Genomic DNA, 17,762 nt, shown 5'->3' with positions numbered 1-17,762 from the left:
AGGCCCTTGAGCGGCAACCAGTAGCGTTAGCGAGCCGTCGGGGCTGGGTTACCGGTGCAAGTGCGGAACCGGTAGAGCAGCAGCGGGAGGTAAGCGGCCGCGGTGGCCATGGTGGTGGCCTGCCGCTCGGTCTCTCGGTTGATGTGGCGTGGGTCGCGGGCTCGCCTGGACATGCTCGGGCTGACGTTCATCTAACGGTTGTTAGATGAACACTCGGGGACCCCTTCGATCACGGGAAACGCCGCCGGGCGGACTCCGAGGCCCGCTCCGCCCGGGCCTGCGCCGCCTTGATCCACCGGTAAGAACCCCGAACGAGACACCTTCAGCACCCAGCACAGCCGCTTGACGCCGAAGGCAGGCGGATGGATGCCGATTCCCAACAGCTCGGGACCGGTGACCAGTAGGCGTCGGATGCGTTCATCCAGCGGGACGGCTCCTCGGTGGTGCCGCAGGCATCACGGACGCCGGCTGTGCGGTGACCGCAGCGGGTCGTCGTGCCGGCCGCTCTGCGGCCCGTGAGTGATGCGGGAGCTCGATGGTGATGTCGAGGCCGCCGCCTGGGCGGACTGTGATCGCGATGTGTCCATGGTGGGCATGGGTGATCGCGCGCACGATGGACAGTCCCAGGCCCAGGCCCGGGCTGTCGGTGCGGACGCGGGTGCCCTGCCCGTGCACGAACGGTTCCAGCAGCGTCTGGGCTTCCTCGGGCGCGATCTCGCGGCCGGTGTTGCAGATCCGCAGCACGGCGCGTGCGCCCGCTGTGCGCGTCTCGACGATGAGGTGCCCGTCGGCGTGGTTGTAGCGGAGCGCGTTGTCGACCAGGTTACCGACCAGGCGTTCCAGCAGGACGGGCTCGCCGGTGACCGGTGCGGGCCGCAGCCTTGCGTGTACGGCTATGCCGGCGGCTGCCGCTTGCTCCTCGGCCGTGCCCAGGGCGGCTGCCGTGATGGCGGCCAGATCGGCCGCCTCCCGCGTGCCGGCTCCGGCCTGGCTGCGGGCCAGCAGCAGCAGCCCGTTCAGGACGCGCTGCATGTGGGTGACGGCGTCGCGCACGTCGCCGGCCATCGCGAGCAGCTCGTTGCGGCTGGGGTTTCCGTCCAGGGTGACGTCGATCGCGGTGCGGGCGGTGGTCAGCGGGGTGCGCAGCTCGTGGGCGGCGTTGGCGGTGAACAGCCGCTGGCTGTCCAGGATCCGGTCGCGCTCGGCGACGCCGCACTGGATGCGGTCCAGCATGTCGTTGACCGTGCCCGCCAGCGCCGACAGTTCGTCGGCCGGGGTGGTGACCGGGACCCGCTCGGTGAGGTTCTCGGCCGACAGCCGGCGGGCGGCGGCGGAGATGACGCGGATCGGCCGCAGCACCCGGCCGGCCACCAGCCAGGCGAGCACGGCGGCCAGGGCGGTCACCACGACGAGCGCCAGACCGGCCTGGGGCAGCAGCGCGGACAGCGTGTCGGCCTGCACCCGATCGGCCAGCTCGCGCAGGTCCTGCGGCTGCGGCACCAGCTGCAGGGTGCCCTGCGCATCGGGGCCGGCTGGGTCCAGGTGGGTGACGAGCGCCGGGCGCCGTTTCATCAGCAGGTAGGTCAGGCCGGTCAGCGCGGCGCCGGCGGCCAGTACGAGGGCGGTCTGCAGGATGGCGAGCCGGGCGCGGGCGGTCAGTCTCATGGGCTGATCCGGTAGCCGGCGCCGATGATGGTCTCGATCAGTGGCGGGTCGCCGAGCTTGCGGCGCAGGGTGCCGACGGTGATCCGGACCGCGTTGGTGAACGGGTCGGCGTGCTCGTCCCACACCCGTTCCAGCAGCATCTCCGCGCTGACGACGTCGCCGCCGGCGGCCAGGAGTTGCTGCAGCACGCCGAACTCCTTGGGAGTCAGGCGCAGCAGCCTGCCGTCCCGCTCGGCGCTGCGCCGGGCCGGATCCAGGCTCACCCCGCCGGTGCGCAGCACCGGTGGACGAGCCGGCGCGCTACGCCGTACCAGGGCGTGCACGCGGGCGACCAGCTCGGAGAACGCGAACGGCTTGCCGAGATAGTCGTCGGCGCCCAGCATCAGCCCGCCGACCCGGTCCTCCACCGCGTCGGACGCGGTCAGCATCAGCACCCGCGACACGCCCCGCTGGACGAGCCGGCGGCAGACCTGGTCGCCGTGCACCTCCGGCAGGTCCCGGTCCAGGACCACCACCTCGTACGGGATGAGCTCGCATTTGTCCAGCGCGCTGCGGCCGTCGAGAGCGAGGTCCACGGTGAAACCGTGCTTGCGCAGCCCGGCCTCGATGTAGCCGGCGAGGGGCTGCTCGTCTTCGACCAGGAGGACACGCATCCGGGCAGTATCGCAACGTCCACATATGGACCACATATGGTTCGCCGATCGCCCGCTGATAGGCGCCGGCCGGTAGATGTGATCACCTCGAAATCCCCTTAGAAAGGATCATGACGAGATGAGCCGTGCACGAGCGGCCGGCATGACCGGGTTGGCATCGGCCATGCTGGCGTTGAGTCTCCACACATCCGCCACCGCCGCCGTCGAGGTCAAGCCGGGAGACGTCCAGCAGGCGATGAAGGACCTGGCGAAGACGGACGGCGTGGTGGGGGCCATCGGCGAGCTGTACGTCGACGGCCGGCGCAAGGGGCAGGGGAGCGCGGGGACGCGCCTGCTCGGCGGCAAGGGTGGGCACATTCCTGCGGCTTCCCGTTACCGGGTGGGGTCCCAGACCAAGCTGATGACGGCCACGGTGGTCCTGCAACTGGTCCAGGAGGGCAAGCTCGGCCTGGGGGACACGCTGGCCGCCGTTCTGCCGCAGGTGGCGCAGCAGGATCTGGTCGAGCGGGCCGGCGAGATCACCGTCCAGCAGCTGCTCCGCCACAGCTCCGGCATCCCTGACTTCTTCGCTTCGGGGAAGTTCGACGACGCCTTCGACTTCACGACCTACTACTCCCCGATCGACCTGGTGAAGGCATCCCGCGAGGTCCCCCGCACCGGGGAGCCGGGCGCGGGGTTCGCCTACTCCAACACCAACTACGCTCTCCTCGGCCTGATCGTCGAGAAGGTAACCGGCCGCAGCCTGTCCGCCGAGCTGGAGCGGCGTCTTTTCGTACCTCTGGGGATGAAGCACACCTATGTGACCACCAGGCCTCCTCAGGGGATCAAGGGCCCGCACGGGCACGGCTACTACCCCGACGCCAAGGGCAGGCCGCGCGACGTCGACCGGCAGAACGCGAGCCTCGGCGGCGCGGCCGGAGGAGTGGTCTCCACCTCCGGCGATCTCAGTGCCTTCTACCGCGCGCTCAACCAGGGCCGGCTGCTGCCGGCGGACCTGCAGAAGGCGGCGGGACAGCCGCGGCCCGATCTGTGTGGCGGAACGGTCGCAGCGGCCGCGGGCAGCGGCCCCGGCTTCCTGGCCGTGACCTACACCTCCGCCGACGGCCGGACCCAGCTCGTGGTATCCACCACGCTGAAGATCGACAACCAACAGGCCATGCCCGTCAATGACGCCATGAACAAGGCCGCCGCAACCGTGCTCTGCCCAAGCCGATGACCGGAGGCGTCCATCCACCGCGACCTGCGTCCACGAGCCTCCGGACCCCGCGAACCGATCAACGGCATCGACGTGGCGCCCGGTAGCCGGGGCCCCGGCGGCAACAGCGTGATGCAGCCTCCTGTCCATGCACTCTTGAAAAGGAATATCTCCATGGTTGTCAGCCGTAGGGCCTTTGTCGGCGGAGCGGTGCTGATGGCGCTTGCCGCCACCGGAGGGCCGGTCGCGCGGGCGGCGGCCGCTGTTCCCTCACGAGAAGATTGGCGTGCCTTTCATGCCTATCTGAAGGAACTGGCCGCTGCCGGGAAGTTCTCGGGAGCGGTCCTGGTGGCCAAGAACGGCCGGCCGGTACTGAACAACGCCTACGGCATGGCCGACAAGGCCGGGAACGAGGTCAACACGCTGCAGACGCGATTCTGCATCGGCTCCATGGGCAAGATGATCACCGGCGTCGCCGTCGCCCAGCTCGTCCAGAGAGGCAAGGTCTCCTTCCAGGACACGATCGGCACGTACGTCAAGGGGTTCCCGAACGAGATCGCCGACACGGTAACCGTTCATCACCTCCTCACCCACACCTCGGGCATGGGCGAGGTTCCCGGGAACGACCATGCGCAGACCGACGTCGACGTCCTGATGAAGGAGATCGTCAAGCAGCCGCTGACGTCCGAGCCGGGCACGAAGATGCAGTACAGCAATGCCGGCTACATCGTCCTGGGCGCGATCATCGAGCAGGTGGCCAAGCAGGACTACGCCGACTACGTCCGCAAGCACATCCTGACGCCCGCGCGGATGCACGACACCTTCCTCGGCCCCTGGACGCCCGTCAAGGTTAAGCGCATGGCTCATCCCTACGCACTGTTCGACACGAACGGCCGGTGGGTCGGCATGCCGACGATGGACGGCACCACACCGGAGGGCGAGCTACGCGACCTCGGCGACCAGCCCGACGGGGCGTCGCCGGCTGGTGGCGCCATCTCCACCGTGGGCGACATGCTCAAGTTCGCCCAGGCCCTGCAGGGACACCGGCTGCTCAATGCCAAGCTCACCCGGATCGTCATGGAGGGCAAGGTGCAAGGCATGAACAAGGACAGCAAGTACGCCTACGGCTTCAGCGACGAGCTGCGCAACGGCGTGCGCGTGGTCGGCCACAACGGCGGCATCCCCGGCTACTGGAGTGAGCTGGACATGTTTCCCACCAAGGGCTACACCATCGTCATCCTCACCAACCAGGACCTCGCCCTCTTCGAGCCACTCAGGAAGGCCAGAACCCTGATAACGGGTTAGCGCCGCCTCTAGGCGGTTGAGTCTTTCCGATCGACACATTGTCGGCTATCCGCAGCAGGGCGGCCTGGCAACCTGGCCGATCGGCACAATCGAGAGCGTGGGCAGGACTGCTGACGAATTGAGGTTAGTAGGCGAGTTCTCCGATGCCGCCATCGACGCGCAGGACGGTGCCGGCGGTGTAGGCGGACTCGTCGGAGGCGAGGTAGACAGCTGCCTTCGCCAGCTCGGTGGCGGTGCCGCAAACGTCCGCCAGCCAGGCGAGGAAGGGTACGACGCCCCCGAGGCCATTGAGCAGGTATACCTCCGGATCTGGCCGGCCCCTTACAGCATCCCCGCCGCGATCAAGCGATGGACGGCTGACCGCCAGAAGGGTCCAGTGCGGGCGGTGTCATCGGAATAGCGCAATAGCTCCACGGACCTCGGCGCGCGGTGGGCTCAGACCTCCAAGCCCACCGCGATCCCCGGATTCCGCCTTGGTGGCCTTGTTCTATTCAGGTTGCGGGCGTCCAGGCTCACATGAGCCTTCAGCGGAACGCGCTGCCCGGTGTCGATGTAGTGGGCCGCACTCCCGGCGTCGGCGAAGCCGGGTCCAGGTGACGATCGTCGCTGTCACGGGCGCACGGCCGGCGGGCGCGTGGCGGCACAGCCTGTACGGCCTGTACGGCCACGACCTCATAAGGCTGCGGTGGCGGGAAACGATCAACGACCTTCCTGGAAGCGATCTTTCCAGCCCTATCTCAACCGCAGGCCACACCCACTCGTGAACACCCCGAGACAGGACCTCTCGTGCTGCGGCGAAGATCCTTTCCGTTCTCGCGCAAGATCATTGTCATCGCCAACGGCGGTTCCTGGGTTCCTCGACCCCGGACCCGTCAGGTCCGGACCTTGCGTCAAGCCGCGGGCCGCAGGTGCTGTCGCGCCCATTCCTCGAAGCTGGTGAGCGAAAGGCCGAAGTCCCTGGCGTACTGCGGGCGGGCCGGCTGGCCGGCTATGTTCATCCACTCGTGTGAGACACCCATCGCCGGCATTCCGGCGGCGAGCGCCTGCTCCTCGGTCATGTCCGGCGCGGACAGGTACGTGCCCAGCGCGCGGGAGAGGACCTCGGCGACCTCCGTCATCGACAGATAGTCACTCGCCAGCTCCAGCTCGACCCCATGGAACCGCTCCGGCTCGGCGATGGCCGCGGCGGCCGCCCTGCCGATGTCATCCACCGCGGCGAGGGACAGCCGGGTATCCGGCTTCACGACACTCACCAGGCCGCCTTCGACACCGCGCGGGAACAGGAAAGCCATGGACGGCAGGAAGTTCTCCATGAAGAAACCCGGCTTGAGGATCGCCCAGCGGGAGAAGCCAGCCGCGCGAACCCGGTCCTGGATTGTGCTCTTGGCTCCCAGGCTGCCGTCCAACGAGCCCCAACGGCCTGCGATCCAGCCAGGAGTCTCGGTGTGCTGACCGGCGCCACTGGTGGACGTGTGTACGAACTGCGGCACTCCCGCGGCCTTCGCGCCCTCGATGAGGTTGACGGCCTGGGCCACCTCTCCGTCGAAATCGAATCCGTCGGCGGTCAGGGCGGCCATCTGAACGGAGAAGACAGCTCGTACGCCCTCGGCGGCCCGGACCACCGAATCGCGATCGTGGAGATCGCCGGTGACCAGCTCGGCACCGAGCGCCTCGACGGCCTTGGCTCGCTCGGTGTCGGGGTAACGCACCAGGGCGCGTACGGGAACGCCTGCAGCGAGCAGGGCACGCGCGGTGGCTCCGCCCTGTCTGCCGGTGGCGCCGCTGACCAGGACGGGTGCGGAAGCTGCGGACATGGTGCTCCTCAGGGCATTAAACGGCGGGGCCCGCCATTTTCTTTTACGGTACGATATGGCGGGCCGCGCCACTTAGCAACTCTGGAGATGACGTCATGCCCGACCGCCAGCGCGCGGACGCCCGGCGGAACTACGCGCGCATCCTCGCCGTGGCCGAGGAGGAGGTCGCCGCGTACGGGGCCGGCGCCTCACTGGAGCAGATCGCCCGCATCGCGGGGGTCGGCTCGGCCACCGTACGCCGCCACTTCCCGACCCGCCGGGCGTTGCTGGAGGCGGTCTCCCATCAACGGATCGAGGCCCTGGCCGCCTGCGCCCGCGAGCTGACAGGCAAGAGCGACAGCCGTGACGCGCTCCTGGAATGGCTCAATGCCGTCGTCGCCTACTGCGTCGCGGCCCGAGGGCTGGCGGCGGCACTGGCCTACGACGGGGCCGAGCCCGACCCCGTACACGAGAACACCTGCTCGGCGATGATGGCAGAGGCGGGGAACCCCCTACTGCAGCGCGCCGTGCGGGACGGGGCGGTGGCGGAAGGCATCACCGTCGCCGACCTGATCGCGCTGATCGTCGGCATCGTCCTCGCGACGGAGCACCACCCTGACCCGGCCGCCCGCGCGGACCGGTTGTTCCGACTGGCCGTGGCGGGCCTGAGCCCGCAGAGCTGAGAAGCCTGCTCGAAGGAGCGTCCCTCGTCCTGCCCGCGTGAGTCGGGGGTCAGAGAGATTGGGAACGGAGTCCGGCGTTTACGGGCTCTCCCAGCTCAGCGAGCCCCTGCCGTTGCGGTCTTCCAGGCGTGGTCAACGCCGGATTCCGTTCCATCGCACAGGAGAGGATAGGTGCCGAGAATGATCATGGTGCGGGAGGCAGCCCCGGGTCTCGACAGGTGCGGCGGGCGGCTGGCGAGGGTCTGGGACGATCTGAGGCATGGCGCGTGGTGATGGTGCCGGCAGGGACGGCCGAGGCGAGCCGGAGTGGCGGCCGGTGAGGGACGTGGACATGATGACCGCGATCGTGCTGGAGCAGTTGGGTGCCAACCGCGACCAAACCACCGCGAACGCGCCAAGCGCGACGCCACCCTGCGCCGCCTCGAAGCACGCGACCCCTCGTGACACCGGCCCCCGTGATCACAGCCGTACGTCAGTAAGGGGCTCCCGTAGCAAACGGCGAAAATGCAACGGATATGGCCCTGACCTGCGAGTTTCTGGCGTTAGGGGCAGGCTGTTGCGACGCGGGCGGTATACACGCGGTGTGCTTTGCGTGCAGCGGGGCTGGCGGTATCGGCGGCGAGTGCGACGCTCTGCTCCAGTGCGGCTCGGTGGAGGTCTAGCGGGGCGGTGACGCGGACCGTGTGGCCTTGACCGCGGCGGATGGTTCGCCCGGTGTCGATGGCCTGGCGAACGGTCTCGTCGCCGACGACGCGTAGGTGGTCGGCGAGCAGGCCAGGCAGATCGAGCGTCACCTGCGGGTCGAGCGCGGGATCGGAGGCGGGTTCGCCGGTGGCGGGGAGGGTGTCGAGATGGTCGGGCGGTTGGCGAGCCCCAGCGTTGTCCAGGACGCGGCGGATGGTCTTGGGTGCGACGTGGTACTGGCGGGCGAGGGCCTTGACGGCGATGCCACCCCGGTAGGCATCTACGACGTCGGCGGCGAGGGCGGCGTCGAGGGCGGTGGGGCGGCCGAGGGTTTTGCCGGAGGCCTCGGCGGCGGCGACGCCTTGGCGGGTGTTCTCGCTGATCATGTCGCGCTGGAACTCCAGCACTGCGGCGAGCACGGAGACCATCATCTTGGTGCCGGGGTCGTCTGAGGCAAGGTCGATGCCGGACAGCAGCCCGGATTCGACGCGCAAGTGCAAGCCGCGCCGGATGAGCACGGGGCGCAGGGCGAGGATGTCGGCCACGGAGCGGAACAGACGGGCGGCGTCCGCGATGCGGATGGTGTCGCCGACGGCGGCCTCGTGCAGGAGCCGGGCGAATCCCGCGCGATCCAGGGAGAGCTGGCGGCTGGAAGTGGCAGGGTCCTCATAAGTGAGGGCGCCGGCGCCCAGGAGCGTGGCCAAGGCGTGTCGTTGGCGGGTATCGGTCTGCTTGTCGGTGGAATACCGAAGGTAGATACGGTCGGCCATACCCGATCGTGCCCCTTCCCAGGTCGGCCGGGGTTGATTTCAGGAGTCCTACGCGGGGTCCTCAAGGGATGTCTGCTGCAGGTCGGCGGGAATTCGGTCGACGGCGATGGCGATCGCTTCGGCGGGTGTGGGGATCTGCATCGGGTCGGGGTCGTTGCGCTCTTCGCTGATGGTGTAGCCGCCGGCTCCTCGTGGTGCGTCAATCCAGACGAAGGGCCGGGAGAACGGGTAGTCGGGCGTGCTGGAGAAGCCCAGCTCCCAGTGGCTGGTGTAGGGGTAGAGCCGTCGCAGCCTGGGTTCGGCATAGGCGGCCTCGATGAGGGCCTGGTATTCGGGCCAGTCGGCGTCGCGGGCGTCTTTGAGCATCCACTGCCACTCTGAGGCGATGATGTCGACGGGGTTGTTGTCGGGCACCTCGAAACGTCCGGTCAGGACGTCGAAGAGTGCGGCCTGCCCGATCGCCTCGAGGCTGGCTCCTTCGGCCCACCCGCGGATTACTTGAGGAAGCTCACGCAGATCCGCGGTGGCGCCGCAGATCATGAGCCTGTTGTTAGACGAGCCCCAGATGGTCCAGCGCCGTTCGTGATGCCACGCCGTGACGTAGGACGAGTGGCGATGCGGGATGAGGCTGGCGATCGTGGCATGGCGGAGTGGATCGGAGGGAGTGACGGCCAGGGGCAGGGACAGGCCCTGGCCGGCGGCTGCGGCGAGGAGTGCTGCGGCGAGGCTGCCATGGGCGGCCACGTCCGGGTAGAGGACAGCCGGGTCGGGTTCGCAGCTCATAAGATTCCGATCTTCTGCCCGTGTGGTGTTGCGGTGGCGGCCATCATAGGAGGCGAAAAGGGGAGGCGTAAGTCGGGATCGGATCCGATTGGATCGACGGCCCGTTCCAGCAGGTCGGGCACGGCATTCAGATCGGATCCGGCGAGGGGGCGGACTCGACCGATTGCACCCCCACCTGTGATCGGACTACGAGGTGCCGGTTGGCTAGGGCCGCCAGGCATGCGTATCAGTTCGGCCGGGTCTGATCAGGTAGCTTCACGCCATGGTTGATGTTGCGACGCTGCGCGAGTTCCTCCGGTCGGAGCTGCCTGCGGCTCGGCCGGTTCTAGCTGCGTGGGAAGTTAAGGAGAGCGCGGACGCCGCCGATTACGACCGCGAGCCGTTCCTCGACAACGTGTACGGGTTGATGTCCGAGGTTTTCTGGTGGGAGGTGTTCGAGCCTGCCATCTCCAAAACGGACGTCCCGGTGCTTGAACGCTGCTACGCAGTGACGGAAGCGCTCCTCACGTGTGACGATCCGTCGAACATGATCCGAGAATGCTTGATCATCCGAGTCCTCAAGTACCTGGACGCACAGTCTCCTGGGTACGCCTTCGCAGGCCCGGAGACCAGACGGCTTCTCGAATCACCGTGAGCGGCAATGCTCACCGAGCATCATCAGCAAACCGACATACTTCTGGATATGACGGTCGAGATGCGCAAGATCCTTGAGATCAAGCCGGGGCGCACCTGGCTGATCATCCTCGACGGACAGTGGGCCTACGAAGCGCCACCCAACCCTCACGCGGTGCCGCTCGGCAAGGCGTCGATCGGGCTGCTTCCTCTGGTCGAACGACCACGTGACGAGGTCGAATCCGAGGCTCGCGCGCGGCTCGGCCCCACTGACCCCGACCTTGCCGGACCGGTGCGATTCGTCATGAGCACCGGGTTGAGCGCGTGATCGGCAGGTCGGTCTCGTTACCGAGGAGCTCGTCCAGGGTGTAGTTGGCCTCGTGGGTGGTGGGGATGATCTGCTTGGTCCCGTAGGTCGACCACTGGTCGGACACGTGGGTGTAGGTCGACAGGACGCGCCCGCCGTGGATGTTCATGTCCCGGCCGGTGAGGGACTTGCCGCGGAGGGGGAACCGCTGCCCGTCGGAGGAGGACATGGTGCCGCCGCCGAACTCCTTGGCCAGTTCCAGCTGGTAGTGGTGGTTGACCAGAACCGTGCCGGGTCTCCACCGACAGGTTGATCTTCCGGCCGCCGGCGTGGGTGAAACGGTCCAGGAACTTGGTGCGGACGTCCAGCTCTATCAGGAGCGAGGCGATCGGCACGAACGGCAGCATCCCCGCCAGCTCCTCCCGCAGCGCCTTGGCCTTGGTGGGGATGTCCTCGGCCGACAGCGGCGGGATGACCAGCCGCCCTTCCTCGTCCAGGCGGATCGCGCCGACGTCGTTCGGGGCGGCGTTCGCCAGCGTCTCCTCCAGGTCGTTGAGGGCCTGGAGGAGTTCTTCCTTGACCTGGTCGATCGCCTCGGATGCGGCGGCGGGCTTGCGGACCAGCTGGCAGAACTCCGCCCGCTTGCCCTCCCACTGCTCCGGTGTGAACAGGTAGGTTCCCGGGTCGGCGTAACGGCGTGAACCGGGTACGAACACATCCCCAGACCGCAGGCCGTCGCGCAGGCCGAGCACCACGCACAGCTCCCAGTAGTGCCGGAACGCCGTGTCATCGCCCGCCTTGCGGGCCTTGGCGAGGTAGTCGGCGTATCGGGCCGGCACGAACGACGTCGGTGCCGCGGCCGGGACCTTCCGGCCGCCGGTCCGGTTCAACTCCTTCAACATCCCCAGCGCGGTCATCAGGTCCTGCGCACCCGGCCCGCCGTGGAAGTCGACCGCAGTCAGCACCTTGGGGGTGAAGCGGCGCAGATAGTTGTAGGAGGCCTCCACCGCGGCCAGCCGACCGTGGTCGCGGGGCAGCGGCTTCCAGTTGATCGCCGACACCTCGCGGATCTTGTCCAGGCCGATCCGGCCGCGCAGCAGACCGCCGACCTCCTCGTCCGCGATGCCTGGGTCGTTCAGTACCGGCAGGATCACGTCCATCAGCAACTGACGGGCCTCGCCCTTCTTGGCCCGCTCGGCCAGAGCCTCGTCCGTCTTGGCCTTCGCGTGCGACTCCCGCGCCGACACCGCCTGGTCGAACAACGCGATGACCTCGTCCATCTGGTCGACTGCTGACTGGGCGACCAGAGCGAGCAGGATCGGGTAGCGGCGTTCTTCTCGCCGCTCCAGGCCCTGAACCGTCGAGCGGCGTGCCACCGTGGCCAGGAACCGGCGCCGCTCCCTCGGCAGCATCGACAAATCAAGCTGGTGGGCGTGGCCAGTTGAGCGCGACCCTCGCCAAGCTGCTGCAGGCCGGCGCCGTCGGCCCTCGCTGACGGCGGCTGCCGACCACTGGTGAGCAACCGCGAGCGTCTCTGGCCGCGCCGTTACTGACGATCGACGACATCGCCTGGCCCGACCGTCTCCGGCCCGTTCAACACGCGCTCAACACATCCTCAACACGCCCGGCCATACCTTCGCGTTCGAACAGAGAACCTGACTCGATCCCGAAAGGCAGGCACCGATGCGTCCCACGAGAACCGCCTTCGCCCTCGCCGCCACCGCCTCCAGCCTGGCCCTGCTGACGGCTGCGCCCGCCGTCGCCGCCCCGGCCGCGCGCACCCAGGTCACGGCCCCGGCGAGCACGGCTCAGGCGAGCACGGCCCTGGCCAGCACGGCCCTGGCGAGCTGGCACACCCAACGGCACGAGACGTTGGGCCCGTACAAGGGGTACTTCGACACCTCGGCGTGGACTCGGCCCTCGGGCGTACGCGTCATGCAGGTCAAGGCCCGCTGCTGGGGCAACGACGCGCGCATCAAGGTCGACCTCTGGTTCCTGCGCCGCTGGGGCGGCGGCGAGAAGATCGCCAAGTCCGGCACGTGGTCCTGCAACGGCAAGTACGGCATCGTCCGCATCAGCAACGCCGGCCACTCGAAGTACTGGGCGACCTTCAACATCAGCAAGAAGCACACGGTCGAGTACTGGGTGCAGTACTACAAGTGACCTTCAGCCGTGGCCCGTGAGCTCCGCCGGCGCGCGAGAGCTCACGAGCCTCGTCGAAGGCGGCGCTGGGGCAGGTGTCGACCGTGACCGGCCGGGCCGCCACGCCGGATTCGGGATCCCGGTAGTCCTGGCCGGAAACCGAGGGATATCGCTGACCTGCGCTAACGCGGAATCTCAGCATCCGTCGTCCCCGTCGTCTTGATGCGGTCGAGGAAGCGGTAGACGGTGGCGCGACCGATGGAGAAGACCTCCATGAGATCGGCGATGGTGTAGTCGCCGGTGGCGTGCATGGGCTGTTTGCCCTTGAGCTTGCCGCGGGAGCGGGCGATGGCCATGCCCTCGCGGGTGCGCATCTTCAGCAGGTCGGCTTCGAACTCTGCGAACACGGCCGGCAATTTGAAGATCATCTGCGACATGGGGTCGGCAGTCGCACTTCATGGTGGCTGGCAACATGCGTCACTGCAGGTAGCCGTGTCGGCTATCGGCGGGTGTTTGTGTCACTGGTTGTCCTTGAGGAGTTGTTGTGTGCGGGTGAGGAATGCCTGGCGGACCTCTTCTGGGTGCAGTATCTGGAGTGGTCGGCCGAGGCTGAGCAGGTAGCGGGCCAGGCCGTCGGCGTCTGGCCCGCCGATGTCGATGATCGTGGCGTCATCGCCGTCCGGGTGGTGGACGCCGACCGTTGGTGGTACCAGCCTGCGAGCCTCATCGGCAGGTACGGCCAGGCGGATGGTCACCCGCACCGGGTAGGGCCTCAGCGCGATGCCCGTGCTGACCATCTGTGCTGGATCTGGCGGGTTGGGCAGGGCAGTGGCCTGCCCGGTGGCTGTGGCATCGACGATGCGATCGGTGCGGAAGGTGCGCCAGTCCTGCCGCGTCAGGTCGTAGGCGAGGAGATACCAGCGGCGGCCGGTGTAGACGAGCCGGTAGGGGTCCACTCGGCGGGTGGACGTCGTTCCGGCCGGTTCGCGGTAGGTCAACTGGGTGCGTTCGCCTCGCCGGCACGCGGTGGCCAGGTCGAGCAGCAGCGCGGGGGAGATCTGGCTGTCGTCGGGCCGTGCGGTGTGGGTGAACGCGGCGTCCAGCTCGCCGAGCCGGTCGGCGATCCTGGCCGGCAGCACCTGGCGTAGTTTCAGCAGCGCCGACAGGGCTGCCTGGTCGCTGCCGGAGACCCCGCTGAAGGCGGCGGTGCGCAGCCCGACAGCGACCGCGAGGGCCTCCTCCTCGTCAAGGATCAGTGGCGGAATGCTGGTTCCGGGCCCGAGGTGGTAGCCGCCCCATGGGCCCATCTCCGATTCGATGCCGTAGCCGAGTTCACGTAGCCGGGCGATGTCCCGGCGAACCGTCCGTTCGGTGATCTCCAGCTGGGCGGCAAGATCAGCGCACGTCCAGGACTGCCGCGTTGACAGCAATGACAGCAGCCGCAGCAGCCGCGCCGAGGTGTTGACCATGGCTGACAGTCTGCTCGATAACCAGGACCGTTTCTGACCGGGTCATACCGTAACGTCGCCGGCATGACCGAGAACTCCTCGGCCGAAAAGTTCATGACGACGACGATGACCTCCGCCAAGGTGCGTCAGATGGCGGGCCCGGATGGGCGCACGTAACCGACGAGGGGCAGGACCCATGGAAGCACGCATGAAGAGCGTGGCGAATCCCGACGTGATCACAGCGATCCAGCATCTCCACAAGGCGATTCACGCCGGTGGCGTCGACCCGCTCGTGCTCGAGCTGGTCCATCTGCGGGCCAGCCAGATCAACGGCTGCAGCCCGTGTGTGTTCGCCGGCGTCCAGTCGGCGAAGAAGCTTGGAGAGACCGAGGAGCGGCTGCACAACGTGGTCGCCTGGCGCGAGACCCCGCTCTTCACCGAGGAGGAGCGGGCAGCGCTCGCGCTGACCGAGGCCGCCACCCGGATCCAGGACGGCGCGCCGGGTGTGACCGACGAGATCTGGGACGGTGCTGCCACCCACTTCGACGAGAAGCAGATGTCCGCGATCATCCTGAACATCGCGATCACCAACTTCTTCAACCGGATCAACCACACGATCCGGGAGCAGGCCGGCAAGACCTGGTGAAGGCGGGCGGGCGTCATCCGTCCCGAGGCCGCGGTGGCGACGTGGCGAAAGACGTGATCGGCCCGCTCCACCGCTGACCGATCCAGCGCCACTTCCGCCAGGCCCCCGTCCTGGGCTCCCATCTTCGGGTGACCGCCGACAACCATCCCTTTGATGATCATCAGGGGCACATGACGATGAGCAACGAACTACCGGAACTGACCGTTACCGATGCCCTGGCCTGGCGGGAGTGGCTCAGCAGTCACCACGACAGCTCGGCAGGGGTGTGGCTGGTCCTCGCCAAGCAGAACACGACCCGGCCCACGAGCTTGACCTATGACCAGGCGCTCGACGAAGCCCTGTGCCACGGCTGGATCGATGGTCGGCTACGACGGCGGAATGAGATCACCTTCTGTCGGCGCTTCACCCCTCGCGGAAGGCAGAGTCCCTGGTCAGCGCGTAACGTTGGCATCGTCACCCGTCTGATCAGCGAGGGCCGGATGCATCCGGCCGGAATGACCGAGGTCGAACGCGCCAAGGCCGACGGCCGTTGGGACGCGGCCTACGCGGGACAGGCCGGCATCGAGGTACCAGCCGACCTGGCCGCCGCATTGGCCGCGGAACCCCAGGCACAAGCGATGTTCGACATCCTCACCTCCCAAAACCGCTACGCCGTTCTCTATCGGATCGCGAGCGCCAAACGCGCCGAGACCCGAGCCCGCCGTATCACCCAGTTCGTTGAAATGCTCGCCCGGGGCGAGGCGATCCACCCACAAAAGCGCGCCCTCGGCAGTTGAGTGCGGGCCCACTCCTCTCCCCGCCTCGCTCCTCCAAGCCCACGCACATGGCGGCTCGGCGTTCGGCCAGACCCGGGACCTACCAGCCCCCAAGAACCCGTCATGGGCGCAGGCTCGGCTCAACAGCGGCCGGGCGCAGGGGGCGCACTCGCTGTGGGCCGGGGAGATGTGGGCCGGCAGCTCATCAGGCACATCCCGGCCGCCGGCGCGCAGGTTTCTGACGGCGAGCTGGTAGTACTCGGTCGTCCACGTGATGACCGCGTTGGTCAGCACCGTCGGGCACCACGCTTGTTCGGTCTGGTCGGCAAGGTGCGGCGTGGTGATGGTGCCCTGCTGGGCGTAGCGCAGGTCCCGGCGCAGGCAAACGGTACGAACCGTCGGTGGTGATCAGAACGCCCGACACTGACTCCGCATCACTGCAGGTCAGCGATATCCGTTCGGAGTCGTGATCGGGGCTGGAAAAGGGTTGGACGGGGTGATGCTCGGGCTTGTAACTTCCAGTTGACCGTGACACCGCCCGAGGAGGTGAGACCCATGAACGCTGTAGCGATGTGGGTGCTCCCCCTTCCCGTCACGGCCGGGCGATTGACGTAGGTGTCGCCGGGAGCGCCTCGCCAACAAGGCACTCCCGAGAGGCAACACCTATGCATTCTCCGCAGTTCACCGCCGAACCGTCGTCGAACGACTCGGCCGAGCGCGACTTCGCCGTGGGCGGCGTCCCCGGAGTTCTCCGGTCGCCGGCCTCCGGCGCCGATCACACACCCAGGTTCGACGTGATCATCGCCGGGTGCGGGCCGACCGGCGCGATGCTGGCCGCCGAACTGCGGCTGCACGATGTGCGGGTACTCGTTCTGGAGAAGGAAACCCAGCCCAAGTCGTTCGTCCGCATAGTCGGCCTGCACATTCGCAGTCTTGAGCTGATGGCCATGCGCGGACTGCTGGATCGCATGCTCGAACACGGAAGACAGCGGCCGGCCGGCGGTTTCTTCGCCGCCATCGCCAAACCCGCGCCCAAAGGCCTGGATTCCGCGCACGCCTATCTGCTGGGCATCCCGCAGCCGGTCATCGAGCGCCTGCTCGAAGAGCATGCGATCGCACTGGGTGCGCGGGTCCGGCGCGGCTGCGCGGTCGCCGGTTTCGAGCAGGACGACGAAGGTGTGACCGTCGAGCTGGCCGACGGTGAGCAGCTGCGTTCGCGCTACCTCGTCGGCTGTGACGGCGGGCGCAGTACAGTGCGCAAACTGCTCGGCGTCGGCTTCCCCGGCGAGCCTTCACGGACCGAGACGCTGATGGGCGAGATGGAAGTGGGCGTTCCGCAGGAGGAGATCGCCGCCAAGGTGAGCGCGATCCGCGAGACCCATCAGCCGTTCTGGCTCCGGCCCTTCGGCGAAGGGGTCTACAGCGTCGTGGTCCCCGCCGCGGGAGTCAGCGACCGCGCGGAACCGCCCACCCTCGAGGATTTCCAACAACAGTTGCGCGCCATCGCCGGAACCGATTTCGGTGTGCACTCCCCGCGCTGGTTGTCCCGCTTCGGGGACGCCACCCGGCTGGCCGAACGTTATCGGGTCGGGCGGGTGCTGCTGGCCGGCGATGCGGCACACATCCATCCACCCACCGGCGGACAGGGCCTCAACCTGGGCGTGCAGGACGCGGTCAACCTCGGCTGGAAACTGGCCGCAGAGGTCCGCGGCTGGGCGCCGGAAACACTGCTGGACACCTACCAGACCGAACGCCATCCGGTCGCCGACGACGTGCTGGACAACACCCGCGCCCAGATGGAACTGCTGTCCACCGAACCGGGCCCGCGGGCCGTGCGCAGGCTGCTCACCGAGCTGATGGACTTCGACGAGGTGAACCGCCATCTGATCGAGAAGATCACCGCGATCGGCATCCGCTACGACTTCGGCGAAGGCCCCGACCTGCTCGGCCGCCGCCTGCGCGACATCGAGGTGAAACAGGGCCACCTCTACGGTCTGCTGCATCGCGGCCGCGGCCTGCTGCTGGACCGCACCGAACGCCTGACAGTAGGCGGCTGGTCAGACCGGGTCGATCAGCTCGCGGATCCCACTGCGCGCCTGGATGTTCCGTGCGTCCTGCTACGCCCCGACGGCCACGTCGCCTGGGTCGGCGACGATCAGCAGGACCTGGACGACCACCTCTCCCGCTGGTTCGGCAAGCCCGCCGACTGATGGAGCGTGAGCAACCGAAAAGGCCCGTGAGGAGGGTCGGAACGACCGGTAGCGATTGACCATCGCAAGGCTGGAGACAGCATCGGGCTGGATCGGCGCAGGCGGCCGTGC

General features: G+C 68.0%; 18 protein-coding genes and 1 pseudogene. 9 read left to right on the top strand and 10 right to left on the bottom strand.

The features are described 5' to 3' along the window. Positions 1–417: 417 nt before the first annotated feature. Together MTP10_RS33315 and MTP10_RS33310 are read right to left on the bottom strand one after the other, a co-directional pair. On the bottom strand, positions 418–1,665 hold the full coding sequence (locus MTP10_RS33315; RefSeq protein ID WP_310714570.1) for a HAMP domain-containing sensor histidine kinase: 1,248 nt from the start codon (positions 1,663–1,665) through the stop codon (positions 418–420). Next, positions 1,662–2,318 (bottom strand): response regulator transcription factor, encoded by a 657-nt coding sequence (locus MTP10_RS33310; protein WP_310714569.1) that lies wholly within the window; start codon positions 2,316–2,318, stop codon positions 1,662–1,664. The genes MTP10_RS33315 and MTP10_RS33310 overlap by 4 nt, the downstream gene beginning before the upstream one ends. Before the next feature lie 118 nt (positions 2,319–2,436). Between MTP10_RS33310 and MTP10_RS33305 the strand changes: the two genes are divergently transcribed. Together MTP10_RS33305 and MTP10_RS33300 are read left to right on the top strand one after the other, a co-directional pair. After that, complete coding sequence (locus MTP10_RS33305; RefSeq protein WP_310714568.1) at positions 2,437–3,534, top strand: serine hydrolase domain-containing protein; 1,098 nt, start codon at positions 2,437–2,439, stop codon at positions 3,532–3,534. Positions 3,535–3,606: 72 nt separating this feature from the next. Continuing rightward, positions 3,607–4,818, top strand: a complete 1,212-nt coding sequence (locus MTP10_RS33300) for a serine hydrolase domain-containing protein (protein WP_310714567.1) — start codon at positions 3,607–3,609, stop codon at positions 4,816–4,818. A gap of 124 nt (positions 4,819–4,942) precedes the next feature. Here the strand turns inward: MTP10_RS33300 and MTP10_RS33295 are convergent, their stop codons facing one another. Next, the gene (locus MTP10_RS33295) at positions 4,943–5,071 is read right to left on the bottom strand and encodes an SDR family oxidoreductase (protein ID WP_310714606.1); all 129 of its coding nucleotides are present in this window, start codon (positions 5,069–5,071) and stop codon (positions 4,943–4,945) included. A gap of 637 nt (positions 5,072–5,708) precedes the next feature. Then, positions 5,709–6,632 carry an NmrA family NAD(P)-binding protein gene (locus MTP10_RS33290; protein ID WP_310714566.1) on the bottom strand — a complete coding sequence of 308 codons (924 nt, stop codon included), beginning with the start codon at positions 6,630–6,632 and terminating at the stop codon, positions 5,709–5,711. A gap of 95 nt (positions 6,633–6,727) precedes the next feature. On the opposite strand from MTP10_RS33290, the gene MTP10_RS33285 reads away from it, so the two are divergent. Then, positions 6,728–7,294: a TetR/AcrR family transcriptional regulator gene (locus MTP10_RS33285; RefSeq protein WP_310714564.1), complete on the top strand. Its 567-nt coding sequence runs from the start codon at positions 6,728–6,730 to the stop codon at positions 7,292–7,294. 542 nt (positions 7,295–7,836) lie between these two features. Here MTP10_RS33285 and MTP10_RS33280 read toward each other — a convergent pair. Next, the gene (locus tag MTP10_RS33280; protein WP_310714563.1) at positions 7,837–8,748 is read right to left on the bottom strand and encodes a recombinase family protein; all 912 of its coding nucleotides are present in this window, start codon (positions 8,746–8,748) and stop codon (positions 7,837–7,839) included. A gap of 48 nt (positions 8,749–8,796) precedes the next feature. Continuing rightward, the gene (locus tag MTP10_RS33275; protein WP_310714562.1) at positions 8,797–9,531 is read right to left on the bottom strand and encodes a DUF6193 family natural product biosynthesis protein; all 735 of its coding nucleotides are present in this window, start codon (positions 9,529–9,531) and stop codon (positions 8,797–8,799) included. Between the two features lie 262 nt (positions 9,532–9,793). Here MTP10_RS33275 and MTP10_RS33270 point away from each other — a divergent pair, with 262 nt between their 5' ends. Next, the gene (locus MTP10_RS33270) at positions 9,794–10,165 is read left to right on the top strand and encodes a hypothetical protein (protein ID WP_310714561.1); all 372 of its coding nucleotides are present in this window, start codon (positions 9,794–9,796) and stop codon (positions 10,163–10,165) included. A gap of 6 nt (positions 10,166–10,171) precedes the next feature. Continuing rightward, entirely contained in the window at positions 10,172–10,471 is a 300-nt protein-coding gene (locus tag MTP10_RS33265; protein WP_310714560.1) for a hypothetical protein, read from the top strand. On the opposite strand, the gene MTP10_RS42120 is transcribed toward MTP10_RS33265, so the two are convergent. Beyond that, a complete protein-coding gene (locus tag MTP10_RS42120; RefSeq protein ID WP_397334556.1) occupies positions 10,446–10,679 on the bottom strand; it encodes a Tn3 family transposase in 234 nt (77 codons plus the stop codon). The two genes, MTP10_RS33265 and MTP10_RS42120, sit on opposite strands and share 26 nt — an antisense overlap. A 1,454-nt stretch (positions 10,680–12,133) precedes the next feature. Here MTP10_RS42120 and MTP10_RS33255 point away from each other — a divergent pair. Further along, positions 12,134–12,613: a hypothetical protein gene (locus tag MTP10_RS33255; protein ID WP_310714558.1), complete on the top strand. Its 480-nt coding sequence runs from the start codon at positions 12,134–12,136 to the stop codon at positions 12,611–12,613. A gap of 161 nt (positions 12,614–12,774) precedes the next feature. On the opposite strand, the gene MTP10_RS33250 is transcribed toward MTP10_RS33255, so the two are convergent. Beyond that, positions 12,775–13,029: a recombinase family protein gene (locus MTP10_RS33250; protein WP_310714556.1), complete on the bottom strand. Its 255-nt coding sequence runs from the start codon at positions 13,027–13,029 to the stop codon at positions 12,775–12,777. Between the two features lie 81 nt (positions 13,030–13,110). Next, positions 13,111–14,061, bottom strand: coding sequence for a YafY family protein (locus tag MTP10_RS33245; RefSeq protein WP_310714555.1), 951 nt, complete (start codon positions 14,059–14,061; stop codon positions 13,111–13,113). A 187-nt stretch (positions 14,062–14,248) separates the two neighbouring features. Here MTP10_RS33245 and MTP10_RS33240 point away from each other — a divergent pair, with 187 nt between their 5' ends. Together MTP10_RS33240 and MTP10_RS33235 are read left to right on the top strand one after the other, a co-directional pair. Continuing rightward, entirely contained in the window at positions 14,249–14,686 is a 438-nt protein-coding gene (locus MTP10_RS33240; RefSeq protein ID WP_310714554.1) for a carboxymuconolactone decarboxylase family protein, read from the top strand. A gap of 128 nt (positions 14,687–14,814) precedes the next feature. Beyond that, positions 14,815–15,462 (top strand): YdeI/OmpD-associated family protein, encoded by a 648-nt coding sequence (locus tag MTP10_RS33235; protein WP_310714553.1) that lies wholly within the window; start codon positions 14,815–14,817, stop codon positions 15,460–15,462. 162 nt (positions 15,463–15,624) lie between these two features. On the opposite strand, the pseudogene MTP10_RS42115 reads toward MTP10_RS33235, so the two are convergent. Then, positions 15,625–15,810 (bottom strand): annotated as a pseudogene (locus MTP10_RS42115) (Tn3 family transposase); the annotation flags it as partial. A 296-nt stretch (positions 15,811–16,106) separates the two neighbouring features. On the opposite strand from MTP10_RS42115, the gene rox reads away from it, so the two are divergent. After that, on the top strand, positions 16,107–17,651 hold the full coding sequence (gene rox, locus MTP10_RS33230; RefSeq protein WP_310714552.1) for a rifampin monooxygenase: 1,545 nt from the start codon (positions 16,107–16,109) through the stop codon (positions 17,649–17,651). Positions 17,652–17,762: the final 111 nt, after the last annotated feature.

The organism is Nonomuraea sp. 3-1Str, from assembly GCF_031570565.1.
In the GTDB taxonomy this organism is placed as follows: Bacteria; Actinomycetota; Actinomycetes; order Streptosporangiales; family Streptosporangiaceae; genus Nonomuraea.
Note: the sequence above shows the minus strand (reverse complement) of the source record. Positions and strands in the feature narration are given on the sequence as shown.